This is a genomic window from Pseudomonas wuhanensis, from assembly GCF_030687395.1.
GTDB classification, from domain to species: domain Bacteria; phylum Pseudomonadota; class Gammaproteobacteria; order Pseudomonadales; family Pseudomonadaceae; genus Aquipseudomonas; species Aquipseudomonas wuhanensis.
In genome coordinates, this window is sequence record NZ_CP117430.1 from 6,268,399 (window position 1) to 6,294,761 (window position 26,363).

Sequence of the window (26,363 nt, forward strand, 5' to 3'; positions counted from 1 at the left end):
CGCCTTACAGGGGCAGACAATTAAATCGAGAGCGCGAAACCGACTGCCTCCAGGTGGCAATAGTCGGCGTAGGAACCCCGTTGATGACTTGGAAATCAGCGCTTGGTGAGACCTCTTCTCCCCTGCTTGAGGGAGCACAATATCAAGCACCTATTCATGAAAGCAGCCTGATCAGGCTGCTTTTTTTTGCCTTGGAAAAGGCTTCGCTGATATCCAAAAAACGCCCACATATCCCCCATCCGGGCCATTTTTTGACCCCGATCACCTACCACCCACCAAAAACCCCGATCCTGTGTAAGCCTCCAACCATCGGACGCAGAATCATTTCGCTACTAAACTCGGGACAAGCATGCTCAGGTGCAGGATCATAGCCAGCACGCGACCGACGCCCACCGGGGCGGTCAGGTACACAACAATAGCCAGCCCACTTTAGAGGGCATTACCCAAATGGATAGCAGAACCTTACGTAACCTCATGCGCATTGTGCAGACCGGCTCATTGTCGGCGGCGGCAGAGCGTTCCTGTTTGACCGTGCAGGCATTGGCCGCGCAGTTGAACAAGGTCGAAGAGCAGTTCGGTTTTCGGTTGTTTCGTCGCTCCAACAAGGGGCTGACTCTGACAACGCAGGGCACGGAGCTCACGCCCTACATGGACAAAGTGTTGGTCGCCACGCGGCAACTGGAAGAAAAAGTCGCCGCGCTCAAGGTGCCTGGACAGCGCACGCTCAAGGTTGCACTTAACACCACGCTCTCGGTCGACTTCAACCGGCAAATGATCGGACGCCTCATTGAGGTTTTTCCTGATTATCAACTGGAATTCAGCTACGCCGAGTCGATGGAAAACCTCAGCAAGTTGAAGAATGAGGACTTCGACCTCGCCGTGCTGATCGGGCCGCAGCAGCCGGGGTTACCCAGCATTGCCCTGCCCCATATACAGGTGCAGGTGGTCGGTGCTCATTGCGGTCAGGAAAACGATCCGCTGATGCTGCTCGGCAATAAGTTTCAGGTTCGTCCTGCCGACGATTGTCCGTATTCCCACAGTTTCTTGCGTTTTCTCGACGCTGGTCTTGGTAATTACGAGTCAGGCAAGCGGATGATCTATTCCTGCAGCGAGACCCTGACCCTGTCGCTGATCACGCAAATGGATGGCCTCGGCATGGTTTCCCGTGAGGCGGCCCTGCGTAATGGCTTGGCCATTTTCCCGGGTTTCGAGGATTCCCTCGAAGTGCGGTTGGCGGTCAACAACCCCGAGTTGTCGGGACAGGCTCTGAACGACGTGGTCGCTCTGTCGCTACATGAACGATCCGAGCGCGATGTACGCAGCCGTTCCCACCGCTACGCTGAGAAAGAGGTTTTTGCTGAAATACGCACATAACAACGTCGGAATGGCTGCATAAAATTCCGGGCGATCGAGCTGCACCTGCTGATCCTTGATCAACAGCGGCGTAAGGCTGATTGCAGCGACGATCGCCACCGGCAGGTATTCCAGCGCCCGGGCAACCAGGGGTGGCCAATGGTCAGTGCTCACCTGCAGCGGCAACGCGCGCGGCAGAAAAGTCACGGCCATCATCAGTACGACGACCAGGATCAGGAACGTTTGGTCAGGCATACACCCACCCCGCAGCCCACGAATGTGGCGATGAACACGTTAAAGGGTGAGCTGCCGACCAGGCTCAGGACACCCATGCAGGCGACCGCGGCCAGTGCGGCGATCAGTTTGTTGCGGGTGTTGCACAGCGATACCAGCACGTAGAGCATCATCGCGGTCAGTGCATAGTCGAGCTGGTACTTGATCAGGTGCGCCGCGTACTGCGCGCAGATTGCTCCCAGCAAACCGCCCAGTACCCACGACGTGTGGCAATACAGGTTGAAGCCAATCAGGTAGCGCACATTAACCGGCGTGCCTTTGCCCAGTTTGACGCTGTGGAAGGCGAACGATTCATCGGTCAGCCCACCGGCATAACACCAGCGCTCGAGACGACTGAGCCCCATCGCTTGAAGGGCCTTGGCCATGTAGACCGACATCAGCATGTGCCGCGCATTGATCAGAAACGTGGTGAGGATGATGGTGGTCAGCGACGCGCCGCTGGAAATCAACGCCAGGGCGGCGAACTGCGAGGCACCGGCGTAGACGAACAGGCACATCGCGACCGGCAGCCACACGGGCAACCCGGCATTGACGGCCATCAAACCGAACACAAACGACACCGTGAAATAGCCCGCAACCACTGGGCTGGCTTCAGCGAACGTGCGTGAGGGCTGGGGCTCGACCATCAGCGGCTGGCTGCTGGACGTCTCATTCATAGGTCCCTCTCAAAGGTCGTTTCGCCGCGCGGCTCACAAAAGCCCTGGGCACTCCAAAAACGTTTGCCGGCAAGGTTAGCATCGTCGACGAACAGGAACATCCGCAGCACACCGACCCGTTTCATGTCTGCCGACGCCGCTTCAACCAGACGTTGACCAACGCCCTGGCTGCGATAAACCGGGCTCACCGCCAGGTGATTGATGGTGCCACGGCTGCCGAGCATGCCGCCCAACACCGCGCCAATCACTTCGCCACGGATATCGAGCGCTAGGAACGCAGCGGTGGTTTTTTGCACCAACACACCGCGCAGGCATTTGGCGTCCTGCCATTCACAGAACGACACTTCCTCGAATTGCCGAAAGAAGCGCTCCAGGCGTTGGGCATCCTTGGCCGTCGCGCGCTGCAGCATCACCGGTGCAGGGCACTCGGCGATGTGCAGCATGGGGTCTAGCTGTTCAGCGAACAATGTCGAAAGCGGTCCCGGGCCGCGAGAAGGAAATGGCCAGAATCTGCCGATAGGCCATTTCGTGAGCGTGGGTGTTGCGTGCCGGTGACACGTAGTGACGCATGTCGCGATCGAGGAAGTAGGTGGTGTCGAGGATTTCCAGATAAGTCGTCGCCGCCAGTTGTTCCTCTTGGGCCGAATACAAACGGCTCTCCGCCCCATCCACGTTGTTGCGGCCCCAGAAATGCACACCGCTGAACGGATAACCGTCGCAGTGAATACCTTCCGGGGTAATTTCCAGTTGCTTGCCCGGCTTGATCTCGATGCGGATCTGATGGATCTGGCATTGCCAGATTTCGTCGTGCAACTCCGGCGGCAATACGTGTTTGTACACCTCGAAATCCGCATCGATGAGGCTGCGCATCACCGGCGAATTGATGACTTCATTGGAGAAGTCCTGGAAGTGCCGCTCCAGTCCGCCGACATAGCTGTTGTTGGCCTTCGATTGCACGTAGGCGCGGTGTTCCAGCTGCTTCAAGTCTCGGGTGACCGGGTTGTATTCGAAGTCGCTGTAACGACGGAAACGCATGCCCGCATCGGCTTGGCCGTAATAACTGTCCGGCTCCATGCTTTCCCAACTTTTGGTCAATCTGACGAAGTCGGAAAAATGACCGAAGAGATTGAAGTCGGCTCCCTTGACGTTGACATACTTGTCGCGCCGGAGCGATTCGCCAACTTCTCTGTTCAAAACGATCATTACTAGGTCTCCACTGCATTTAGCGGCTTAATCTAGTAGGTGCTGGATTTGCGGCCCATGAGAAAGAATTTCAGGCATATCAAGCGTTGATTGAAACGCGGTATGAAGTTGCTTTAATTCGACTTTTTACGATCGAAAACAGCCATTTTTCGTATTTTCTTACGGTCACGAGGCGAAAAAAACCCCGAACCAGTCGGGGTTTTTATTGAGTTTGAACAACTCAGCCGATCATCAGAAGATGTTGATCGGGTAATCCACGAACACGCGCAGTTCGTTGCCGCTGACGTTGTACTCGCTGGATTTCTGCGACACACGCAGGATCGAGCTGCGTACCTTCACGCTCAGGTCCTTGGCCGGGCCACTTTGCACGACGTACTTGAACTGGTTGAAGATCTCGCGCTCAGTGCCACCTTCGCTGGTGGAGGTGGTGATGTTGTCACCGCGCACATAGGCAAAGTTGTAGCTCAGGCCCGGAATGCCGAAGGTGCCGAAGTCCAGACCGTAGCCCAACTGCCAGCTGCGTTCGTCTTCGGCGTTGAAGTCGGACCAGTAGGAGTTCGCCAGGTAGATGGTGTTACCGCCGTCGCCGACGCGACCTTGATCCTTTTGGTAGCCGCCGTAGGCGTAGCCCAGGTTGCTGTCGCCGGTGCTGCGTTGGTGAGCGAGGGTGAACGAGTGCGGGCCGGTGGCGAAGGTCGCTGCCAGGCTCCAGATCTTGTTGTCATCGCCGGTGGCGCCGCTTTTGCGGACGTAGGAATCGTCCAGCTTGGTGCGATAGCCATTGAAGTCCAGGGTCAGGGACTGATCCTTGTCGATCGGGAACACGTAGTTGGCGTTCACGTATTGCTTCTTCAGCACGTCTTCGACGTCGGACGCGTACAGCGCAGCCTTGAACTGTTCGGTGAACTGGTAGCTACCGCCCAATACGTTGATCGACTTCAAGCCACCGCTGTCACGACCTTCAGCACTTTTGCGCGATTCGGCGGTGAAGCGACCGGCGTTCAACTCCAGGCCTTTGATCTCCCTGGAGGTGATCAGGGTGCCGGTGTAGCTTTCCGGCAGCAGGCGGGAGTTGTCGTAGTTCAACACCGGCAAGGCCGGCATCTGGTCGCCATAGGTCAGCGTGGTGCTGGAGAGACGGAACTTGACTGCCGCACCGCCCTTGGACAAGTCGTCAGCTGCACTGCCGCTGTCGCCCTGTTTGAAGAAGTCGATACCACCGGCACCGCTGCGGCCCTTGCCGCCATCCAGACGCAGTGCGTACAGACCGAAGGCATCCACACCGACACCGACGGTGCCCTGGGTGAAGCCGGACGAGAAAGTACCGATGGCCGCTTGGCCCCATTCGGCTTTGTCCTCGTTGCCGTCTTTATAGTCACGATTGATATAGGCGTTGCGCAGCAGCACTTTGAGGCTGCTGTCTTCAACAAAACCCTTGGACTCGGCCTGGTCGTTAGCCATGGCCTGTGTAGCGCTCAACATCCCCAGTGCGATCAGGCTGATTCGCTTGTTCAACATGTTATTTTCCTTATTACGGGTTGATACGCGCTGTGCCGAACCACTGAAATGGCGCTATCGCGCTCTTTTTTCACCCAAAAACAAAAAGGCCCGCCCACGAAAATTCGCGGCGGGCCTTTTATTGTTTTGTAAGTCATGGCGGTTAGCCACAGGCGTTGGGCGCATCCTATCTGCGCCTTTAATAAGGTGTCAATTTCATGAATCGTCTGTGAATAGGCGAAAATCGTCTAAGAAATCACTTGTCAGCGATAGCCAATTGCACGGTGTGGCTGTCGACGAATTGTTCGAAATGCGTGACTTTGCCGTCGGCCAGGGTCCACAAGTGAGCGACCCGAGCATTCATCGGGCGGCCGGTGACTTTGTAGATTCCGCTGTAATTGCCGTAGGCAAACACCTTGTCGCCCTGTGCGACGTAGTTCTCGACCTTGAACTGAAAATCTTCCCACTCGGTGGCCAGACGCTTGAAGACGTTTTCGACGATAGCGTCAAAACCGACATAGGTCCCGGCGTACGGAAAACCTGCGGCCTCAGTCCAGCGAGCGTCATCGGCCAGCGCCGCGGCGGTGTTGCGAGCGTTCTCCTGGGAGTTGGCGCCTTCGTAGGTGCTTTTGATCAGGCTCAGGTTATCCATGGTGACTCCAGGTGAATTCAATGGGCGCAGCCGTCGAGGCCACAGGCTTGAAACGCGTGTGAAGACTCTTTTGCCGTAAGTGACTGGCTCAACCAGTGGGCGAAGGCTTGCGGCTTGCCGAGCCACGGGCCGATGTCGACCAGGATGAACTGGCCATCCTGTTCCAGCGCGAAGGTCGGGAAACCCTGACCGCCGACCTTGGCCAAGAGTGCGCGGCTGTCTTTGATATGGCGATCAGTGTCAGCTTCATTAAACGCCTGTTGGAAGGCTTCGGGCTCAAGACCTATTTGTGTGGCGAGTTCCAGCAGCACGGTGTTATCAGCAATGCGTCGACCTTCCACGTAATGAGCCGCCTGCAGACGCCCCAGCAATTCAAGACCGCGCTCTGCGATCTGCTCGGCTGCCAGCACGGCGGCAATCGGCGGCGCGGAATCGAACACCGCCGTCTCATCGCGCAGCAGACCCTCAAAATACGCCTCACCAAACGGCTGACCGGTGTACTCGGCGATGCGTCGGTCATGGGGCATGACGTAATTGCGCAGTTGTGGCGAAACGGTCTGGCGGTTGGCGCCGGTCATCATGCCGCCACCGTGGGCGATCACTGGCAATACGGCTTGGGCAGCCTGGACCAATGGTTTGGCGCCGTAACACCAGCCGCACAAAGGGTCGTAAATGTAGTGAAGGATCATGGGAAGACTCCGGCAACAAAGTAGGAAAACTCAATGTCGGCAGATTAATCCCCAGACAGTTTCGGAAAAACGCTGGAATGGTTTTCAGTCTGTTTCATGAATCGGTCGAATACACCTCCAATACTTTCGTATCAATCACGACACAACTTGAAACAATCAAACGCAGGAACCGTTCAAGAATAATTAACGGAAGCAAATAACAAGCATTACCATTCGCGCCCTCGAATTTCTCTACCCTTCCGGATGCGCTTCAGATGCCTGCCCCCTTCCGCCTTACGCCCGTCACCCTTGGGCTTTCTGCTTTCCTGTCTGCGGGTTTTACCTGCGCCGCCACAACCGTTTTACCCGAGACCTCGATCAGCGCCGAAGCACAAGCTGACGATCCACGCGTAAAGGAAACCAGCACTGCCACTCGCACGGCTACACCGGTGCGTTACGTGCCGCAGGCCATCGATTCGGTAAAAACAGCGAACGTCGTAGATTACGGCACCAACGATCTGGGCACGGCACTCAGCGGCATTCCCAACGTCAGCAGTGGCGCCGATACCCGCTTCGACAGCCTGCGCATCCGTGGTTTCGACGCCAGCAACGACTTCTACCTCGACGGCATTCGTGACGACAGTCAGTACGTGCGCGACTTGCACAACATCGAACGCATCGAAGTCCTTAAAGGCCCCGCCGCTGTGTTGTATGGCCGTGGCAGCCAGGGCGGGATCGTCAACCGGGTCAGCAAGCTTCCGGAGTTCGGCCGCCGTTCGACCCTTGAAGCCCAAGGCGGCAGCGACGATCTGCGCAGCCTGTATGCCGACCTCAGCACCGACCCGAGCGAGAACATCAGCCTGCGCCTGAACATGGGCAACATGGACCAGAACAGCTTTCGCGATGGCGTCAGTGGCAATCGCCAACTGTTCGCGCCGTCCATGAGCTGGCAACTGACGCCCGACCTCAATTGGCTGGTGCAGTACGAATACAGCCGCTACAACCGTACGCCGGATCGCGGCATTCCCGGGGTCAACGGGCGCCCGGCGGACGTAGGACGGGACACGACCTACGGCAGCGAGCACGATTTCATCGACGACAAATCACAATCCCTGCGTTCGAAACTCAGCTATGAACTCAGCGACAACTGGCAGCTGCGTCATACCCTGGGTGTGTTCAAGCTCAACAGCGATTTCGACAACACCTACCTGACCGGTTATACCCCCGCGACCAACAAGGTCACACGCCAGCACTGGCAGCAGGACCTCACCACCCGCAACGTCTATAACAACGTCGAACTGGAAGGCGGCTTCGACACCTTCGGCCTGGAGCATCGCCTGCTGACCGGCATCGAGATCGGCAGCCAGCGTCGCGATCCGACGTTGTATAACGCAGCAACCTCCGGGCGCGGTAGTTCGCCGGTACCGGCGCTGGATCTGTACAACCCAAATCGCGACTTGCGCCATACCGGACGCATGCAGGTGTCGAGCAGCACCCACACCGAAGTCGAAAGCCGTGCGGTGTACGTGCAAGATCAACTGCGTCTGAATGATCAATGGCAGCTGCTCGCCGGTTTGCGCTATGACACCTTTGATATCGAGTCGACCAACAAGCTGCGGGGCATTTCCGAAGATCGTGACAGCCACAGCACCAGCCCACGGGTAGGCGTGGTCTGGACGCCGCTGCAGAATCATTCCTTCTACGCGTCCTGGACCAAGACCTTTTCCCCGGTCGGTGGCGGCTTGATCGGCATCACCCCAGGCGCGGCCGGCAACAGCAACGACCTGAGCCCCGAGCTGACCAAGCAGAAGGAGATCGGCGTGAAGAGCGACTGGCTCGACGATCGCCTGAGCACTACGCTGGCGATCTATGAGCTGGAACTTTACAACCGTCGCACCAGCGACCCGAACGATCCGACCGTGACCCTGCTCACCGGCGTGCAACGTTCCCGCGGAATCGAGCTGACCGGTACCGGCAAGATCGCTGGCAACTGGTACGTGCGCGGTGGCGTGGGCGTGCAGGACGCAACGGTCGAGAAGGACAACAACGGCTTCGAAGGCAAACGCATCAGCAACGTCGCCAAACACAACGGCAGCCTGTTCCTGACCTGGAAACCGGAAATGGGCTGGTACGCCGAAACCGGTTTGACCCTGGTGGGTCAACGTTACGCCGACAACCTCAACACCACCGTGCTGCCAGGCTATGGCCGTTGGGATGCATTGGCCGGGTTCCGGCAGAAAGATTGGGATTTGCGAGCGGCACTGAACAATATCACCGATCGCGAGTATTTCTCCTCGGCCACCAGTGCGGCACAGATTCAACCAGGCGCACCACGGAGCCTGGTGGTGACCGGGACTTACAGCTTCTAAAGCTACCACCGGTTGATCGTTCCCACGCTCTGCGTGGGAATGCAGCCAGGGACGCTCTGCGTCCCCTATGGACGCGGAGCGTCCGGTGAGGCATTCCCACGCAGAGCGTGGGAACGATCAACCATAAAGACCTTCACCCATAAAAAAGCGCCGCCTTCCCGGCAGCGCTTTTATCAATCCGTTGTTTTTCTTCTTATCCTTCCATCACATCCCACAGTGCTTCCAGTTCCGCCTCGCTGAATAAACCAGCGGGGTAGCGCTCGATCATCGTCCGGCGCGGATCAGGTTCCCTGATCTGACGCGTTCCATTGGACTTCAACCACTGCGCCAAGACCTGGAGCGACTCGCTGTTAACTGCCAGGGGATGCAGTGCCCGCTCGCTCACGACGTTCATTTCGGCGTTCATCTCAGCGCTCTCTCCTGGTTTGTGAGCGGCTAACTTATCCAAGGTTTATGACAGAACATCGAAGTTCTCTCCCTCCCCATGTTGCGCCATCGAAGATACAAGAGCTGTGCCAATGTTTTCGAAGTGTCGACAAGTGGATACAAAAAAACCCGCAGTCCTGATGGGCTGCGGGCTTTCCATGAAACGACGAGGCTAAATCGTTGCTCAATCGATTCTTCAATCAACTCAAGCTGTTACGACCGCACTCACTCCTTGTGCGGTGCGGGCTGTTGTTGGGTAAGGCAGTGGATGTTACCGCCCCCCAGTAACAGTTCGCGACCTGGCACCATGACCACTTCGTGTTGCGGGAACAAAGCCTGCAAAATCTCTTTGGCCGGACCGTCCAATGGGTCGTCAAAGCTCGGCGCGATGATGCCGCCGTTGACGATCAGGAAGTTCACGTAAGAGCCGGCCAGACGAACGGTCGGATTGCGTTCCTGAGTGCCGTCTACCGGATCCACGCCTGCGCACTCCTCTTCGGTCGCGTACAGCGGCCCAGGAATCGGCATCTTGTGCACCGTGAATGGGCGCCCCTTGGCATCGGTGCTGTTTTGCAGCACCTCCATTGCCGCCTGGCAGCGCGGGTAGTTCGGATCCTGCGGGTCGTCAGTCCAGGCCAGCAGCACTTCACCCGGACGCACGTAGCAGCAGAAGTTATCCACATGGCCGTCGGTTTCGTCGTTGAACAAACCGTCCGGCAGCCAAATGATCTTATCCACAGCCAGATTTGCGCTGAGCACCGCTTCGATTTGCGCACGGTCCATGTGCGGGTTGCGATTGCGGTTGAGCAAGCATTCTTCGGTGGTGATCAGGGTGCCTTCGCCATCGACATGGATCGAGCCGCCTTCGAGCACAAAACCTTCGGTGCGGTAGCGAGGGCTGCGCTCGATTTCGAGGATCTTGCCCGCTACCTGCGAGTCACGGTTCCACGGCGAATACAGACCACCGTCGAAACCGCCCCAGGCATTGAAGTCCCAATCCACACCACGGACTTCACCGCGGTTATTGATGACGAACGTCGGGCCTGTATCCCGAACCCAGGCGTCATCGCTGGACATCTCCACCAAACGAATATTCGGCACGTCGAGACGGGCACGAGCATTTTCGTACTGGCCAGCGGAGACCGCCACGGTCACCGGTTCGAAACGCGCGATGGCCTTGGCCACCGCCACATGCGCGGCTTGCGCCGGTTTGCCGCCCAGGCGCCAGTTGTCCGGGCGCTCGGGCCAGACCATCCAGGTCTGTGTTTGTGGTGCCCATTCGGCTGGCATATAAAAGCCGTCGGTGCGAGGGGTGCTGTTCAAAGTGGTCATGGTTCAGGACTCCAGGGAACCGTCGAGGGTTTTGATCGCGCCGTACAGGTTCGGGCGACGGTCACGGAACGAGCCCCATGCGCTGCGGATGTGCTCCAGCTCATCGAGGTCAAAGCTGTGAACCAGAATGCCTTCTTCGGTTTCGTTCAGCTCTTGGACTTTCTCGCCAAACTGGTTGGCGATGAACGACGAGCCGTAGAAGGTAATGTCGTAGCCGTCCTGCTCTTCGTTACCGATGCGGTTGCTGGCGATCAGCGGCATCAGGTTGGCGCCGGCATGGCCTTGTTGCACGCGTTGCCAGTGGTCGCGGGATGAAATGGTCTTGTCGTGTGGCTCGCTGCCGATGGCGGTCGGGTAGAACAGGATTTCCGCGCCTTGCAGCGCCATGCTGCGGGCGCACTCAGGGAACCACTGATCCCAGCAGATGCCCACGCCGATTTTCGCGTAACGGGTATTCCAGACTTTGAAGCCGGTATCGCCCGGGTTGAAGTAGTACTTTTCGTGGTAGCCAGGGCCGTCCGGGATGTGGCTTTTACGATAAATCCCGAGGTTGCTGCCGTCGGCATCGATGATCGCGATGCTGTTGAAACGCGCGCGGCCGGCCAGTTCGTAGAAGCTGATCGGCAGAACAACCTGCAGTTCTTTGGCGACTTTCTGGAAGTGCTTGATGGCAACGTTGTCTTCGACCGTCGTGGCCAGCTGCAGGTAATCAGGGTTCGGTTTCTGGCAGAAGTACGGCGCCTCGAACAGTTCCTGGATCAGGATGATTTGCGCGCCTTTCGCCGCAGCCTCACGGACCAGCTTCTCAGCGGTTTCGATGTTGGCTTCAAGGTCCCAGGAACAGGCCATCTGGGTAGCGGCGACGGTAACGATACGGCTCATGAATCATCTCCTGGGCAAGTGCTTGAGGTCGAGAATGGCATCGACCGATGACAGAAAGAGGCAGCACCGGGCGTGGTTCGTCCACACCGTGGGCAGTGACGACTTTATAGCCGATAAAAATCGGCTTTTAAAGCTATTAATATTCCTTCTGTCTAAAATTACTCTCTTAAACCCGATAACAATCGAACTATACCTCGACTCACACATTAGCCCGCGTTGACAGCTGGATCGATCTACAACCCTTCGTCCAACACCTTCGACAGCATGTCGACAAAGAAATCCACGCTCTGACGCGACGTAACCATCGGCGGCTTGATTTTGAGAATGTTCAGGTAATCGCCTGTCGGCTGCATGAAGATCCCCAACTCACGAAGGCGATCGCACAACGCCGTGGTTTCTTCAGTCGCGGGCTCCAGGGTTTCTCGATTGCGGATCAACTCCACGCCCAGATAGAAGCCGGAACCATGCACCGCCCCCACCAACGGATGCCGGTCGATCAACGCTTCAAGACGCTCCTTGAAATACCCGCCCACAACCTGGGCGTTTTCCCAGAGTTTTTCTTCTTCCATCACATCCAGCACCGCCATGCCTATCCGGCAACTGACCGGGCTGCCACCGGCCGACGAGAAAAAGTAACCCTCGGCCTCCAGCGCTTCAGCAATTTCCCGACGGGTAATGACTGCGCCCAACGGCTGGCCGTTACCCATGCCTTTGGCCATGGTGATGATGTCCGGCACCACGCCCTGCTCCTCGAAGCCCCAGAAGAATGTGCCCATGCGGCCGTAACCGACCTGCACCTCATCGGCGATGCACACCCCGCCCTGAGCGCGGACCAGCGCATAGACCTGCTTCAAATAGCCCGGCGGCAGTGAGATACCGCCGGCATTGCCGTACACCGGCTCGCAGATGAAACCGGCCAATTGGCGCTTTTGCTCGGCGATTTTCGCCAGATTGTGTTCGACGCTGCGCACGTAGTCCGGTGCACTGTCGACACCACGGAATTCACCGCGATAGGTGTTTGGCGCGGTCACCGGATGCACCCAGTCGGGACGGCTGCTCAAGGCCTTGGGATTGTCGGCAATCGAGGTCGAGACCGCATCCGCCGCCACCGACCAACCGTGATACGCCTCCAGCACGCTGAGCATGTCGCGACCGCCGCTGTAGGCCCAGGCCAGACGAATCGCCAGGTCATTGGCCTCGGTACCGCTGTTGACCAGAAATACCCGATCCATATTGTCCGGGGCCAGCTTCAGCAAACGCTCGGAAAACTCGGCAATCGCCGCGTAGTGAAAACGCGAGTTGGTGTTGAGCAGCGACCACTGCCGGCCGGCGACGGCAGCCATGCGCGGATGTCCATGACCCAGGACCGCGACGTTGTTGAGCATGTCGAGGTAAGAGCGGCCCTGCATGTCGATCAGGTGATTGCGCCAGCCACGCTCGATGCGTGGCGGGTCGACGTAATAGTGCTTCTGGGAGCGAGCGAAACTCGCGTCACGGCGGGCCAGCAATGTCTGCGGGTCGAGTTCCTCTTCCGCATCGCAGGCCAGGCCCAGCAACGCGGCAGGTGAAGGACACAACGCCTGCCAGGCTGCTGCGCGCGATGGCGTGCAAAACAACGGCACGTCGAGCTGAGCGCTTCGACACAACTGCACGATCAACGGCCCGCTGACCGAACCCAGCACCTGGCCTTTGACCAGCGCCGCGCCGGTGTGCAGAGATGGAGTCACGCCCCACAGACGAACACTCAGTTGCGGACCATCCAGTTGCAGCACACCCTCTGTCGGCGAATGAACCATCCCGGCAAACGGCGACTCAACCGCCGTGCCGTGGGGCACTCGCAACTCTACGTGTAATGGGCATGTGTCCGGTTCGCTGGCACAATCTGGCCGGGTGCGAGACAGTCGGTATTGCCCATAACGACTGGCCGCGAGACCGTGAGCCGCTGCGGCCTCAGTCAGCAGACGCTGGTCGATCCCCTCTTGCTCCCAGTTACCGGCCTCGAAATGCGGACTGAGCACGCCCAGATCGATCAACGCAAACTCACGCCCCACCAGACTCGGCAACAATGGAGCAAAACTTTCACTGCCGATGCTCGGCAGGCTTTGACCCACCGCAGTAAGAATCGCCGCCTCCATCAACGCCAACGGCACCGACGTGGCAACGCGGAATATTTCCCACTCATGGGTCAGGTTGTCGCGACTGTACTCGTTGCCCGGATCGATGCTGACCTGCTGTTCCCCACTCAGCACCAGCACCGCCGAACGCGCAACGATCAGCGGCCAGAGCGCCAGCAACTCTTCATGCTGCAACGGATTGAGCGCGTGATAAGCCCGAACCGCCGGCAAAATGTAGAACGGATCGCCGTCGGCATGATGCAGCAGCGCGGCGCAAGTCACCGACAGATCGGTGATCCGCCAGGTTCGGACCAGGTCACCGAAATCGATCACGCCCTGCAACTGCCATTGGCGCTGCGAATCCCGCTGCCAGACCACGTTGTCGTCAGTGATGTCCATGTGAATCGCCTGCACCGGCAACTTATCCACCAGAGGCTGCAAATGGCGATCGGCTTGTCCAGCCGCTTCAGCAAGCAACGCTCGTTGCCGCTCATCCTTGATCACCGGCAGCAAATGCGCGATCAACGCATTGGCGTGGCGGGCGTCCCATTGAAGGGTGCGCTCGAGCCCCGGATGATCAAAACCGGCTAGCGCCAGATCCATTTCCCCGCAGAGTCGACCGAAACCGGCAACCACTGAATGGCTCAGATGATCAAGGTGCGTCAGGGATTGGCCGTCGATGTAATCGAGCAGGCGCATATGCACCGCTTGGCCACCGACCTCCAAGGAGAGCAAGTCTGGGCCGTTTTTGGCAGGGATAACTCGTGGCACCTGCACGCCAGAATATTCAGCCAGATGCTTGAGCCCTGCGTGTTGGGCTTGCAGCTCCAGCGCCGAATAATCGCCACGGCAGATTTTCAGGACGAAACGCCCCTGATCACTGTCGACCCGATAGTTGAGATCCTGCTGGCTCCCAAGCGCCTGCAACCGCCCGCTCAGCCCGTAATGCTCTTCCAGCAGCTCAAGCGCTTGCGCCGCAGATACCTGCGGGCTGGGCAGACTGGCGCGGTGAATCAACGTGGCGAGCGGCATACAAACCCCCTGAAATTTTATTAGGCGCTTATATCGCCATTGCTTGGGGCGATACGCAACCCCCTTCCTGGTTGGCGCGAATCAAATGCCCGCGCAACTCTCTTCATCGCCCCACTCGCACCCGCTGCCACTTTGCGTAAGAATGTCGACCCATCACGCCTATCGCTGGAGAAACACCATGAATGTAGTCACCACCGACCTGCCCGGTGTTCTGATCATCGAACCCAAGGTATTTGGTGACGAGCGCGGCTTCTTCTATGAGAGCTTCAACGCCAAGGCTTTCGAAGAGGCAACCGGCCTGAACACCCAGTTCGTTCAGGACAACCATTCCCGCTCGCAAAAAGGCGTACTGCGCGGTTTGCATTACCAACTGGAGAACACTCAGGGCAAACTGGTCCGTGTCACCGTCGGTGAAGTGCTGGATGTGGCGGTGGATATTCGCCGCAGTTCACCTAATTTCGGCAAATGGGTCGCTGTGCGCCTGTCCGCCGACAACCATCGCCAACTCTGGGTGCCGGAAGGTTTTGCCCATGGTTTCGTGGTGCTGAGCGATTTCGCCGAGTTCCTCTACAAGACCACCGACTACTACACCCCGTCGGCCGAGCGCAGCATTCGCTGGGACGATCCGGATCTGGGTATTGACTGGCAGCTGGACGAAGCACCGAAGCTGTCAGCTAAAGATCAGTCCGCCGCGTTCTTCAAGGACGCTGAAGTCTTTTCCTGAATTCCTGTGTGAATTTTCACCGCCAGCGCGCACTTGATCCAAGGTGCGCAGACTGCGCCCGCAAGCCTAGGCATAATGCGTCTGTACCCACAGGCGCTTGATGCTCATGACACCGACCCTTCCCCGCAGACCCCGCTGGCGCAGCCTGGCGCTGCTCGCGCTGTGCCTGGCGCCCTTGCTGTGGCCGCTGGAACATCTGGCCGAGCGTTACTACCGCAGCGAACTGGCCGGCCAGAACCGTCAGACTCTCGACCTCTACGTCGCCAACCTGCTGGGTACCCTGCATCGGTATGAAGTGTTGCCGCAGATTCTCGGCGAGCTGCCCGCCCTGCGTGCGACATTAGCCGCACCCGACGAGGGCGTGATTCAGGGCAATGCCAATCGCCTGCTGAAAAACATCAGTGCCCAGACCGGTGCCGAAGTCATGTACCTGATGGACACCACCGGCAAGACGCTGGCTGCCTCCAATTGGGACAAACACGACAGCTTCGTCGGCCGCAATTTCGCTTTCCGTCCTTATTTCAGCGAAGCCATGGCCGGGCGTCTGGGGCGCTTCTTCGGCCTGGGTACCACCTCGGCCAAACGCGGTTACTTCTTTGCGGCGGCGATACGTGATCGCGAAAAAATCATCGGCGTGCTGGTGATCAAGGTGGATCTCGACCACACCGAAAGCCTCTGGGGCAAAACCCCGGAGCAACTGTTGGTCACCGACCACAATGGCGTGGTCATCCTCACGTCGCGGCCCGAGTGGCGTTTCCGCTCGACACGCCCATTGAGCGACGCAGAGCGTGAGGCCATCACCGCGATTCAACCCTACCCCACCCGCGATCCCAAGCCGTTGAGTCTCGACGCCAACGCCTGGCTGACCCAAACCCGGCAGATCGAAGAAACCGGCTGGAGCGTCAGTATCCTTGCGCCGCGTACCCTGATCGACCGCCCGGTGCGCACGGTCGTGGCCATCGGCGGCGCAACGCTGCTGGTATTGATGCTGCTGCTCGGCCTGATGATGCAACGCCGACGCCATTACCTGGAGCGGATCGCCTTCGAAGGCAAGGCTCGCCATGAACTGGAAGGCCGGGTCGCCGAACGGACCAGCGACCTCGAAGGCCTCAACCGTCGACTGAAACAAGAAGTGCTGGAGCGCGAACACGCCCAGCAGGAATTGGTGCGCGCGCAGGATGACCTGGTGCAGGCCGGCAAGCTTTCGGCGCTGGGGACGATGTCGGCAAGCATCAGCCATGAACTCAACCAACCGCTGGCGGCGATCCGCAGTTACGCGGAAAACGCCGAAGTGCTGCTCGATCATCAGCGCACCGAGGATGCTCGCGGCAACCTCAAGCTGATCAGCGAATTGACCGGGCGCATGGCCTCGATCATCGCCCACCTGCGCGCCTTCGCCCGACGTGATCGTCACGCCCCGGAAAGCGTGGCCCTGCAACCGGCACTGGACGACGCTCTGGCGTTATTGGCCAAGCGTCGACGGAGCATGGAAGTCGAGCTGATCCGTGACCTGCCGGCCGCCACCCTGTGGGTCGAGGCCGGAGAAACCCGTCTGCGCCAAGTACTCGGTAACCTGCTGGCCAATGCCCTCGATGCCCTGACGGAAAAAGGCCCGCCGCGTAAACTCTGGTTGAGTGCCGAATCCACCACCGATGGCGTCAATCTGTACATTCGCGACAATGGCCCCGGGTTCTGTATGGAAGCGCTGGGTCGTGCCGGCGAGCCCTTCTACACCACCAAGACCCGCACTCAGGGGCTTGGGCTGGGGCTGGCGATCTGCGACACCCTGATGCGCGCCTTCGGTGGTGAACTGTCGTTCTCCAACCACAAGGAAGGCGGCGCCCTGATTACCCTGAAACTGCGCGCAGGCGCACCGGGTGTGAGCCTGCAACCGTCCGAGGACCGAAGTGCATGACCATCGACAACCGCATCCAGGTCGTGTTGATCGACGACGATCCCCACCTGCGCCAGGCCCTGAGCCAGACCCTGGACCTGGCCGGCCTGAAGATCCTGCCGCTGGCTGAAGCCAAGGGCCTGGCCGGGCAACTGGAACGCGACTGGCCGGGGGTAGTGGTCAGCGACATCCGCATGCCGGGCATGGACGGTCTCGAACTGCTGACCGAACTCCACGCCCAGGACCCGGAGCTGCCGGTGCTGCTGATCACCGGCCACGGCGATGTGCCGCTGGCGGTACAAGCCATGCGCGCCGGGGCTTATGACTTTCTGGAAAAACCTTTCGCCAGCGACTCTCTGCTCGACAGCGTACGTCGTGCTCTGGACCTTCGCCGGCTGGTACTGGACAACCGTAGCCTGCGTCTGGCCCTGAGCGATCGCAACGAACTGAGTGCTCGATTGGTCGGGCATTCAGCGCCGATGCTGCGCCTGCGCGAGCAGATCGGTGCGCTGGCGGCGACCAAGGCCGACGTGCTGATCCTCGGCGAAACCGGTGCGGGTAAGGAAGTGGTGGCCCGCGCGTTGCACGACCTGTCGAGTCGGCGTAACGGCCCGTTCGTGGCGATCAACGCCGGGGCTCTTGCCGAGTCAGTGGTGGAAAGCGAGCTGTTCGGTCACGAGCCCGGTGCGTTTACCGGCGCGCAGAAGCGCCGCATCGGCAAGTTCGAATTCGCCAACGGCGGCACGTTGTTCCTCGATGAAATCGAAAGCATGAGTCTGGATGTGCAGGTGAAACTGCTGCGCTTGCTGCAAGAGCGGGTCGTCGAGCGTCTGGGTGGCAACCAGCTGATCCCGCTGGACATCCGCATCATCGCCGCGACCAAGGAAGATCTGCGTCAATCCGCCGATCAGGGCCGCTTCCGTGCCGACTTGTATTACCGCCTGAACGTCGCGCCGCTACGCATTCCGCCGCTGCGCGAGCGGGGCGAAGATGCGCTGATGCTGTTCCAGCATTTCGCCGACGAAGCCAGCGCGCGCCACGGCTTGCCGCCTCACGAATTGCAACCGGGGCACCGGGCGCTGCTGCTACGTCACACCTGGCCAGGCAACGTGCGAGAACTGCAGAATGCCGCCGAACGCTTTGCCCTGGGCCTGGAACTGGCGCTGGACAACAACACGCCGGATGGCGGCGTCGGCAGCACGATTGAAGTGGTCAGTGGCGGTCTGAGCGAGCAAGTGGAGAACTTCGAGAAGAGCCTGATTGCCGCTGAACTGGCGCGCTCTCACAGCTCCGTGCGCAGCCTCGCCGAAGCGCTCGGCATTCCGCGCAAAACCTTGCATGACAAGCTGCGCAAGCATGGTCTGAACTTCGCCGATGCCGGCGCCAGCAGCCACACCGACGACCTTGATTGAGCTACCGTAAAATCATCCCCTTCAAACAAAAGGCCCGTGAATGAACCGCGACAGTCGTCACCTGGAATCGATCCTCCATCACGACATTCCCCTCACGCGGAAGATGGGCCTCAAAGTGCTCGACTGGCACGACCAACAACTGCGCCTGCACCTGCCGCTGGAAGCCAACGTCAATCACAAAAGCACCATGTTCGGTGGCAGCCTGTATTGCGGCGCAGTACTGGCCGGCTGGGGCTGGCTGCATTTGCGTTTGCACGAAGAAGGCATTAAAGACGGGCACATCGTGATTCAGGAAGGGCAGATCAGCTACCCGCTGCCGGTCACCATGGACGCAACGGCGATTTGCCGGGCACCGAGTGCAGCGGTGTGGAAGAAGTTTCTGGCCACGTATGAGCGGTATGGGCGGGCCCGGTTGACACTGCATTCGCGGATTGTGAATGCCGGGAGTGACGAGGATGCGGTGAAGTTCGTGGGACAGTACGTGCTGCACCGATGACTGATCGTTCCCACGCTCTGCGTGGGAATGCAGCCCGTGACGCTCCGCGTCACTGGACGCAGAGCGTCCCTAGAGGCATTCCCACGCAGAGCATGGGAACGATCTTAGTTGCGAGCCAAAGCCAACAACTTTTCCCGCCACGCAGCCTTAGCCGGCAGCGCCAAAAAGAATTCATTCAACAACGACACCCGCGCCGGATAACAGAACGGTTCACCATTCAAATCCAGCACCTCCCCCCCCGCGCCTTCCAACACACCTTGCGCAGCCGCCGTGTCCCACTGCGAAGTCGGCGCCAACCGCGGATAACAATCCGCCGCCCCTTCCGCCAGCAGGCAAAATTTCAACGAACTGCCAATATTGGCCAGTTGCAGCTCGCCCAGACTGTCGCTCAACCCCGCGAGCAACCGCTCCTGCTCAGGGCTTGAATGCCGACGACTGGCGACCACCGTGAAGGCTTCGCCCGCAGCCGGAACTTCGCGAACCTGAATCGGCAACGGCTCGGCACCTTTATCGCCACGCCAGGCACCCATTCCGGCACCGCCGACATAAAAGCGCCCGTTGGTCGGCATCGACACCACGCCGAACACCACACGCCCCTGCTCAATCAACGCAATGTTGACGGTGAACTCTTCGCTGCCGGAGATGAACTCCTTGGTCCCGTCCAACGGATCGACCAGCCACCAGCGCTGCCAGCCGGCGCGCACGCTCTGGGGGATATTGGCGTCCTCTTCGGACAGCACCGGAATGCTCGGATCCAGCGCCGTCAGTCCAGCCAGAATCACATGATGAGCGGCCATGTCGGCGGCTGTAACCGGGGAATCATCGGACTTTGCAGTCACGGCAACATTGACGCGCCAGAACGGCAGGATCGCTTCGCCAGCCTTCAAAGCCAGTTCAACGACCGGCGCCATCAACGGATGGGGAAAATTCAAGTTCACGGCAAAAACACCCCACGTTGAGTCAGTAAGTCACGGGCCAGATACAGCGCCGCCAAGGCACGGCCCTCGGTGAATCGCGGGTTTTGCGCCAAAGACGACAATTCACGCAGGCTGATCTTTTCCACCCCCATCGGCTCGGGCTCATCACCTTCCAGGCGTTCTTCGTACAGGTCGGTGGCCAGCACCACCTGGATCCTCTGGCTCATGTAGCCCGGTGACAACGACAACTCGGTCAGATGTTCAAGCTGCCGCGCGCCATACCCAGCCTCTTCCATGAGCTCCCGCTCGGCCGCTGCCAACACATCTTCGCCCGGTTCGATCAAGCCTTTGGGCAGGGACAATTCGTATGCATCGGTGCCGCCGCAGTACTCCTCCACCAATACCGCGTGCTCCGCGTCGAGCATCGCCACAATCATCACTGCGCCATGGCCGGTGCCTTTGCTGACCAGACGCTCGTAAGTGCGCTCCACGCCATTGGAAAAGCGCAACTTCAGCTCTTCGACACAGAACAAACGGCTGGTGGCGACGATCTCGCGAGCGAGTACGGTGGGTTTCTGGCGCATAGATGGCTCCTTGGCGTAAGCGGGTTACTATACAGGCTGTTTGAAAGCTGCTGCGCTCGAGATTGCTGCGTCAAAAACAGGCTCGGACGGGTCATTTACAACTCGTAAACTCCCCGTCCTCGCCTGTTTTTTCCTTGCACTCCCTTCGCTCGCGACGCTTTCAACCCAGCCTTTACCCGGCCTATCCTGATTGTTTATCCCGGATATCTTTTTTACCGCTGGAGAAGTTTTTTATGTCCCTGCTGCCCTGGCGCGACATCGATACCGTTTTGCTGGATATGGACGGCACGCTGCTGGACCTGCACTACGACAATCATTTCTGGATGGAACACCTGCCCCAGCGTTATGCCGATCTGCACGGGGTGAGCCGGGCCATGGCGGAGCTGGAGTTACAGCCGCTGTTCGAACGCAATGCCGGTCAGTTGCAGTGGTACTGCCTGGACTTCTGGAGCGCCGAGCTGAAGCTGTCGGTGCGTGAGCTGAAACTGGAAACCGCGCATCTGATCGCCCTGCGTCCGGATGCGGACACTTTTCTGGCGGCGATCAAACGGGCCGGCAAACGCGTAGTACTGATCACCAACGCCCACCGCGACTCGCTGTCATTGAAGCTGGAGCGAATTGAACTGGCGCCGTATTTCGAGCGCTTGATCAGCTCTCACGATTACGGGTTCCCCAAGGAAAACCCGCAGTTCTGGGATGCCTTGCAGGCCGACATCGGCTTCGACCCGACGCGCAGTCTGTTTATCGATGACACCTTGCCGATCCTGCGCAGTGCACGCAATTTTGGCGTGGCGCATCTGCTGGCCGTGAGCGAGCCGGACAGTCGCAAAGGGCCGAAGGACACGGCCGAGTTTGCAGCGGTGGGGGATTATCGGGAGTTGATTGCCGGGCTTTAGACCGAGTTGCCTGCATCGCGGGCAAGCCACGCTCCCACAGGTTTTGTGTTGTTCGCGTAGTGTGCATACGACGCAAAACCTGTGGGAGCGTGGCTTGCCCGCGATGGCCATCACACGAACTCAAGTCTTACTCAGGAATCCGCAACACCTGCCCCGGATAGATCTTGTCCGGGTGCGAAAGCATGGGTTTGTTGGCCTCGAAGATTTTGTTGTACTTGTTCGCGTCGCCGTATTCCGCCTTGGAAATCGCGCTGAGGGTGTCGCCCTTTTTCACCGTAACGAAACGAGCGGCCTTCGTCACCGGCCCGGTCACGGTGATCCGGTCATCAACACTGCCGACACCGGCAATATTGCCCACGGCCAACAGAATCTTTTCCTTCTCTTCCTGACTCGCCACTTCACCGGTGATGATGACTTTGTCGCCCTCGATGGTCGCCTGAACATTCGGATTACCCAGGCCGACCTTGCTGATGTGTTCCTTCAACTGCTCGCTGGCATTCGCATTGCCAGGTGTCAGCAGATCGATAAGTTTTTCGCCTGCTTCTTTCACAAAGCTAAAAATACTCATGATGCACGCTCCTTGGGATTTAGATTCCAGACGCCAAAGACTAGACCAGCCAAGCGAAGCCCGGCTCCCAGCCGACCAATGACCCAACCCCGCGCAGGCGGTAGAATCGCGAACCTTGCCCGCGCCCTGGAGCGAAGATGGACATCAAGCAGCTCAAATTCCTCATCGCTCTCGACGAAACCCGGCATTTCGGCCAGGCCGCCGCGCGTTGCCACATCACCCAACCGACCCTGTCCATGCGCCTGCGCAGCCTCGAAGAAGAGCTCGACCTGCCGCTGGTCAACCGCGGCCAGCGCTTCGAAGGCTTCACCGCGCCGGGCGAACGCGTGCTGGCGTGGGCGCGTACGGTGCTGGCGGCCTACGACGGTTTGCAGGCCGAAGCGGCAGCCTGTCGCGGCAACCTCGTGGGTACGTTGCGTCTGGGCGTGGTGCCGCTGTCGAGTTTCGATCCCGTGCCGTTGATGCAACGTTTGCACGCTGAACACCCGAACCTGCGCTTCGAACTCTCGGCCCTGAGTTCCGAACAGATCCTCGAACAACTGGCGAACAACCGTCTCGACCTCGGCGTGTCGTACCTGGAGCGTCTGGACGGTGAGCGTTTCGACTCCCTGGCCTTCAGCGAAACCCGCATGGGATTGCTTTACGACCAGCGTTTCTTCAGTTTCGGCGAGGCGCCGTTAAGCTGGGAATCGTTGATTGAATTGCCGCTAGGCATGCTCACCAGCGGCATGCATTTTCGCCAGTCCATCGACCATAACTTCCACAGCCGTGGCCTGACCCCACAGCCGTTGCTGCAAACCGATGCGGTCCATCAATTGTTACAAGCGGTACACGGTGGACTGTGTTGCGCAGTGATGCCCCTGGACAGTGGCCTCGAAAACCTCACCGATCACTTGCGTCTGCAACCCATAGAAAGCGCCCGGACCCTCGCCCGGCTGGGGCTGATCATGCGGCGCAGCGCTCCACGTTCGGCGCTCGCAGAAGCTTGTTTCGCGATCTATCAGCAATCACTGACAGACTCTTGATCGACCCCATCTATCGGCAGATCAGTAATAGCAATTAGACGCGACAAGTTGACACGCCTAGGCTTAAAGCTGACCAAACCGTCGGTGATGCCTAATGAACGCCAAGCGCCCTGCCCGCGCGGCGCCTGCTGTTGAAACGCCCGCGACCGCCGCAAGCCAGACATACAGTTACTGCAACCTTGAATACACCGAATCGGCCAGCACCGCGCTGGCCGAGGAAGTCGCGTTGGCGATCGCCTATAACGGCATCAGCCAGGCGGTCATGTTGGTGACGCCAACGGACCTTGAAGACTTCATCGTCGGCTTCAGCCTCGGCAGCGGCATCATCGAAGACGCTTGCGATATCTACGACCTGCAACTGAGTGGCACAGGTTCGGCGCAATACGCGCAAGTGACTATCGCCAATCGCGCCTTCTGGAACCTCAAGCAGCAGCGTCGGCAACTGGCTGGCACCAGTGGCTGCGGGCTTTGTGGCGTGGAAGCGGTGGAGCAAGCGCTGCCCGACCTCAAAGTATTGCCCGGCGCCCCGCTGCCCCCGGCCGAATGGCTGGACGGCCTGCGCCAGCGCATCGGCGAATTCCAGCCACTGGGCCAGCATTGCGGCGCGGTGCATGCGGCGGTGTTCATGAACGGCAACGGCGAATTGCTGTTGGGCCGCGAAGACATCGGCCGGCACAACGCCCTCGACAAGCTGATCGGCGGGTTGATCCGCCAGAAGATCCCGACCACTGGCGGCCTGGCGATTGTCACCAGCCGTTGCAGCCTTGAATTGATCCAGAAAGTTTTACGCGCCGGCATCCAGACCCTGGTCAGCCTGTCGTCGCCCACGGGCCTTGCCGTGCAATGGGCCCGTCGACACAACCTCAATCTCATCCACCTGCCGCAGAAAAGTGCACCGCGGGTCTACAGCCCAGCGTTGGAGAATCAAGCGTGAGTCAACACCGTCAAGCCGACCAGAAACCCATCCCGCGCTACAAGCCCTACAAAGGCCCAGCCGGTGGCTGGGGCGCGCTGATCAGCGTCGCCCAAGCCTGGTTGACCAGCGATAACGCGCTGAAAAACCTCCGCATAATGCTCAAGACCAACCAGAACGGCGGCTTCGACTGCCCAGGTTGCGCTTGGGGCGATTCTCCGGAAAAGGGCATGGTGATGTTCTGCGAGAACGGCGCCAAAGCGGTGAATTGGGAAGCGACCAAACGCCGTGTCGACGGTGCGTTCTTCGCCAAACACAGCGTCAGCTCGCTGCTGGAGCAGAGCGACTACTGGCTCGAGTATCAAGGCCGCTTGACCGAGCCGATGAGCTACGACGCCGAGACGGATCGCTACAAACCCATCAGCTGGGAAGACGCCTTCTCGCTGATCGGTAAACATTTGCAGGGCCTGTCGAGCCCGGATCAAGCCGAGTTCTATACCTCGGGTCGCGCCAGCAACGAAGCGGCGTACCTCTATCAGCTGTTCGTGCGCGCCTACGGCACCAACAATTTCCCCGACTGCTCGAACATGTGCCACGAGGCCAGCGGTGTGGCTCTGGCGCAAAGTGTCGGCGTTGGCAAAGGCACCGTGACCTTCGATGATTTCGAACACGCCGATGCGATTTTCGTCTGGGGCCAGAACCCCGGCACCAACCACCCGCGGATGCTCGAACCTCTGCGCGAAGCAGTGAAACGCGGCGCTCAGGTAGTGTGCGTCAACCCGCTGAAAGAACGCGGCCTGGAACGCTTCCAACATCCGCAGCACCCGCTGGAAATGCTCACCAACGGCGACAAGCCGACCAACACCGCGTACTTTCGCCCGGCACTGGGCGGCGACATGGCAGTGCTGCGCGGCATGGCGAAATTCCTGCTGCAATGGGAACGCGATGCGCAGAAGGCTGGCGCCCCGGCGGTGTTCGATCACGATTTCCTCAATGAACATGCGGTCAACGTGCTGGAATACATGGGCGTCATCGACGACACCCCATGGGAGCAGATCGTCGAGCAATCCGGCCTGACGCTGGTGGAAATCGAGCAAGCGGCGCGCATGTACGCCAAAGGCAAGAACGTGATCATGTGCTGGGCCATGGGCATCACCCAGCATCGTCATTCGGTGCCAACCATCCAGGAAATCGCCAACCTGATGCTGTTGCGCGGCAACATCGGTCGGCCGGGTGCCGGTCTGTGCCCGGTGCGTGGTCACAGCAATGTGCAGGGCGACCGGACGATGGGCATCAACGAGCGTCCGCCGGTGGCGTTCCTCGATTCTCTGGAGCGCCGCTTCCAATTCAAAGTGCCGCGTGAAAACGGCCACAACGTGGTCGAGGCGATTCACGCCATGGCCGACAGCCGCTCAAAAGTCTTCATTGGCCTGGGCGGCAACTTCGCCCAAGCCACCCCGGACAGCCCACGGACCTTCCAGGCCTTGAGCAACTGCGACCTGACCGTGCAGATCAGCACCAAACTTAACCGCAGCCATTTGGCCCATGGTAAAAACGCGTTGATCCTGCCGTGCCTGGGACGTACCGACATCGATATCCAGACCGAAGGCGCTCAAGCGGTAACCGTGGAGGACTCGTTCAGCATGGTCCATGCCTCCAACGGTCAACTGCAGCCGCTGTCGAACCAAATGCGCTCGGAGCCTGCAATCATCGCCGGCATCGCCGCCGCGACCCTGGGCAACAAACCGGTGGATTGGAACTGGCTGGTGGCCGATTACAGCCGCATCCGCGACCTGATCGCCGACACCATCCCGGGTTTCCGGGACTTCAACGAGAAAATCCAGAACCCAGGTGGTTTCTACCTGGGCAACAGCGCCGGCGCACGTCGCTGGAATACCCCGTCGGGGCGGGCCAATTTCCGTCCGAACATTCTGCCCAAAGACCTGGTGCACGAACGCACCCGCGCCACCGGCGTGCTGCCAGACCTGATCATGCAGTCGATGCGCTCCCACGATCAGTACAACACCACGATTTATGGTCTTGATGACCGTTATCGCGGGGTGAAAGGTCAGCGGGATGTATTGTTCGTCAATGAGGCCGACATCCTTCGCCTGGGGTTCAAACCGGGGCAGAAGGCTGACATCGTTTCGATCTGGGATGATGGCCGTCAGCGCCGGGTGAAAGGCTTCACGCTGCTGGCGTTTGATATTCCTGCCGGACAAGCGGCTGCTTACTATCCGGAAGTGAACCCGCTGGTACCGCTGGAAAGCACCGGGGATGGCAGCCATACGCCGACGTCGAAGTTTGTGGCGATTCGTTTGGAAGCGGCGAGTGAGACTGGGTTGATCATGGCCAAGTCGGCTTAAAGACGACAGCAGGCCCGGCCCCTCGCGGGCAAGCCACGCTCCCACGGAATCTGTGCCGTACGCATTTTTTGTACACGACACGAATTCTGT

24 protein-coding genes are annotated in these 26,363 nt (G+C 59.4%); 10 read left to right on the forward strand and 14 right to left on the reverse strand.

The features are described 5' to 3' along the window. Positions 1-447: 447 nt before the first annotated feature. Positions 448-1,374: a LysR family transcriptional regulator gene (locus PSH88_RS28870; RefSeq protein WP_305424166.1), complete on the forward strand. Its 927-nt coding sequence runs from the start codon at positions 448-450 to the stop codon at positions 1,372-1,374. On the opposite strand, the gene PSH88_RS28875 is transcribed toward PSH88_RS28870, so the two are convergent. From PSH88_RS28875 to PSH88_RS28905, 7 genes are all read right to left on the reverse strand, one after another. Next, positions 1,291-1,608, reverse strand: coding sequence for an AzlD domain-containing protein (locus PSH88_RS28875; RefSeq protein WP_038978526.1), 318 nt, complete (start codon positions 1,606-1,608; stop codon positions 1,291-1,293). The genes PSH88_RS28870 and PSH88_RS28875 overlap by 84 nt on opposite strands. After that, positions 1,587-2,303 (reverse strand): AzlC family ABC transporter permease, encoded by a 717-nt coding sequence (locus PSH88_RS28880; RefSeq protein ID WP_305424169.1) that lies wholly within the window; start codon positions 2,301-2,303, stop codon positions 1,587-1,589. The genes PSH88_RS28875 and PSH88_RS28880 overlap by 22 nt, the downstream gene beginning before the upstream one ends. Continuing rightward, on the reverse strand, positions 2,300-2,713 hold the full coding sequence (locus tag PSH88_RS28885) for a GNAT family N-acetyltransferase (protein ID WP_305427069.1): 414 nt from the start codon (positions 2,711-2,713) through the stop codon (positions 2,300-2,302). The genes PSH88_RS28880 and PSH88_RS28885 overlap by 4 nt, the downstream gene beginning before the upstream one ends. 46 nt (positions 2,714-2,759) lie before the next feature. Beyond that, entirely contained in the window at positions 2,760-3,506 is a 747-nt protein-coding gene (locus PSH88_RS28890) for a 2OG-Fe dioxygenase family protein (RefSeq protein WP_305424171.1), read from the reverse strand. Positions 3,507-3,737: 231 nt separating this feature from the next. Further along, complete coding sequence (locus PSH88_RS28895) at positions 3,738-5,024, reverse strand: OprD family porin (RefSeq protein ID WP_305424173.1); 1,287 nt, start codon at positions 5,022-5,024, stop codon at positions 3,738-3,740. Positions 5,025-5,259: 235 nt separating this feature from the next. Then, complete coding sequence (locus PSH88_RS28900; protein WP_305424174.1) at positions 5,260-5,655, reverse strand: nuclear transport factor 2 family protein; 396 nt, start codon at positions 5,653-5,655, stop codon at positions 5,260-5,262. 17 nt (positions 5,656-5,672) lie between these two features. Further along, entirely contained in the window at positions 5,673-6,344 is a 672-nt protein-coding gene (locus PSH88_RS28905; protein ID WP_305424175.1) for a DsbA family protein, read from the reverse strand. A gap of 254 nt (positions 6,345-6,598) precedes the next feature. On the opposite strand from PSH88_RS28905, the gene PSH88_RS28910 reads away from it, so the two are divergent. Next, a complete protein-coding gene (locus PSH88_RS28910) occupies positions 6,599-8,692 on the forward strand; it encodes a TonB-dependent receptor (protein ID WP_305424177.1) in 2,094 nt (697 codons plus the stop codon). Between the two features lie 193 nt (positions 8,693-8,885). Here PSH88_RS28910 and PSH88_RS28915 read toward each other — a convergent pair whose 3' ends face one another. The 4 genes from PSH88_RS28915 to PSH88_RS28930 all read right to left on the reverse strand — a co-directional run bounded on the left by PSH88_RS28915 (position 8,886) and on the right by PSH88_RS28930 (position 14,478). Further along, positions 8,886-9,098 (reverse strand): hypothetical protein, encoded by a 213-nt coding sequence (locus PSH88_RS28915; protein ID WP_305424179.1) that lies wholly within the window; start codon positions 9,096-9,098, stop codon positions 8,886-8,888. Between the two features lie 245 nt (positions 9,099-9,343). Next, on the reverse strand, positions 9,344-10,450 hold the full coding sequence (gene aguA, locus PSH88_RS28920; RefSeq protein ID WP_305424181.1) for an agmatine deiminase: 1,107 nt from the start codon (positions 10,448-10,450) through the stop codon (positions 9,344-9,346). Between the two features lie 3 nt (positions 10,451-10,453). Then, positions 10,454-11,332, reverse strand: coding sequence for an N-carbamoylputrescine amidase (aguB, locus tag PSH88_RS28925; protein WP_008068730.1), 879 nt, complete (start codon positions 11,330-11,332; stop codon positions 10,454-10,456). A 233-nt stretch (positions 11,333-11,565) separates the two neighbouring features. Beyond that, entirely contained in the window at positions 11,566-14,478 is a 2,913-nt protein-coding gene (locus PSH88_RS28930) for an aminotransferase (protein WP_305424182.1), read from the reverse strand. 178 nt (positions 14,479-14,656) lie between these two features. Between PSH88_RS28930 and rfbC the strand changes: the two genes are divergently transcribed. From rfbC to PSH88_RS28950, 4 genes are all read left to right on the forward strand, one after another. Beyond that, positions 14,657-15,202: a dTDP-4-dehydrorhamnose 3,5-epimerase gene (rfbC, locus tag PSH88_RS28935; RefSeq protein ID WP_305424183.1), complete on the forward strand. Its 546-nt coding sequence runs from the start codon at positions 14,657-14,659 to the stop codon at positions 15,200-15,202. A gap of 106 nt (positions 15,203-15,308) precedes the next feature. Continuing rightward, positions 15,309-17,117 (forward strand): sensor histidine kinase, encoded by a 1,809-nt coding sequence (locus PSH88_RS28940; protein ID WP_305424184.1) that lies wholly within the window; start codon positions 15,309-15,311, stop codon positions 17,115-17,117. Next, positions 17,114-18,508 carry a sigma-54-dependent transcriptional regulator gene (locus tag PSH88_RS28945; protein ID WP_305424185.1) on the forward strand — a complete coding sequence of 465 codons (1,395 nt, stop codon included), beginning with the start codon at positions 17,114-17,116 and terminating at the stop codon, positions 18,506-18,508. Before PSH88_RS28940 ends, PSH88_RS28945 begins: the two co-directional genes overlap by 4 nt. Before the next feature lie 40 nt (positions 18,509-18,548). Further along, positions 18,549-19,004 (forward strand): thioesterase domain-containing protein, encoded by a 456-nt coding sequence (locus PSH88_RS28950; RefSeq protein WP_305424186.1) that lies wholly within the window; start codon positions 18,549-18,551, stop codon positions 19,002-19,004. Positions 19,005-19,108: 104 nt separating this feature from the next. Here the strand turns inward: PSH88_RS28950 and cysQ are convergent, their stop codons facing one another. Both cysQ and nudE read right to left on the reverse strand, forming a co-directional pair. Beyond that, positions 19,109-19,942, reverse strand: coding sequence for a 3'(2'),5'-bisphosphate nucleotidase CysQ (gene cysQ, locus PSH88_RS28955; RefSeq protein WP_305424187.1), 834 nt, complete (start codon positions 19,940-19,942; stop codon positions 19,109-19,111). Next, positions 19,939-20,505 (reverse strand): ADP compounds hydrolase NudE, encoded by a 567-nt coding sequence (nudE, locus tag PSH88_RS28960; RefSeq protein ID WP_305424188.1) that lies wholly within the window; start codon positions 20,503-20,505, stop codon positions 19,939-19,941. The genes cysQ and nudE overlap by 4 nt, the downstream gene beginning before the upstream one ends. Before the next feature lie 233 nt (positions 20,506-20,738). Here nudE and yrfG point away from each other — a divergent pair, with 233 nt between their 5' ends. Beyond that, positions 20,739-21,401: a GMP/IMP nucleotidase gene (gene yrfG, locus PSH88_RS28965; RefSeq protein WP_305424189.1), complete on the forward strand. Its 663-nt coding sequence runs from the start codon at positions 20,739-20,741 to the stop codon at positions 21,399-21,401. 127 nt (positions 21,402-21,528) lie between these two features. Here the strand turns inward: yrfG and lysM are convergent, their stop codons facing one another. Beyond that, positions 21,529-21,969: a peptidoglycan-binding protein LysM gene (gene lysM / locus PSH88_RS28970; RefSeq protein ID WP_305424190.1), complete on the reverse strand. Its 441-nt coding sequence runs from the start codon at positions 21,967-21,969 to the stop codon at positions 21,529-21,531. 137 nt (positions 21,970-22,106) lie between these two features. On the opposite strand from lysM, the gene PSH88_RS28975 reads away from it, so the two are divergent. From PSH88_RS28975 to PSH88_RS28985, 3 genes are all read left to right on the forward strand, one after another. Beyond that, on the forward strand, positions 22,107-22,994 hold the full coding sequence (locus PSH88_RS28975) for a LysR family transcriptional regulator (protein ID WP_305424191.1): 888 nt from the start codon (positions 22,107-22,109) through the stop codon (positions 22,992-22,994). A 94-nt stretch (positions 22,995-23,088) separates the two neighbouring features. After that, entirely contained in the window at positions 23,089-23,928 is an 840-nt protein-coding gene (gene fdhD, locus PSH88_RS28980) for a formate dehydrogenase accessory sulfurtransferase FdhD (RefSeq protein WP_305424192.1), read from the forward strand. Beyond that, the gene (locus PSH88_RS28985; protein WP_305424193.1) at positions 23,925-26,273 is read left to right on the forward strand and encodes an FdhF/YdeP family oxidoreductase; all 2,349 of its coding nucleotides are present in this window, start codon (positions 23,925-23,927) and stop codon (positions 26,271-26,273) included. The genes fdhD and PSH88_RS28985 overlap by 4 nt, the downstream gene beginning before the upstream one ends. Positions 26,274-26,363: the final 90 nt, after the last annotated feature.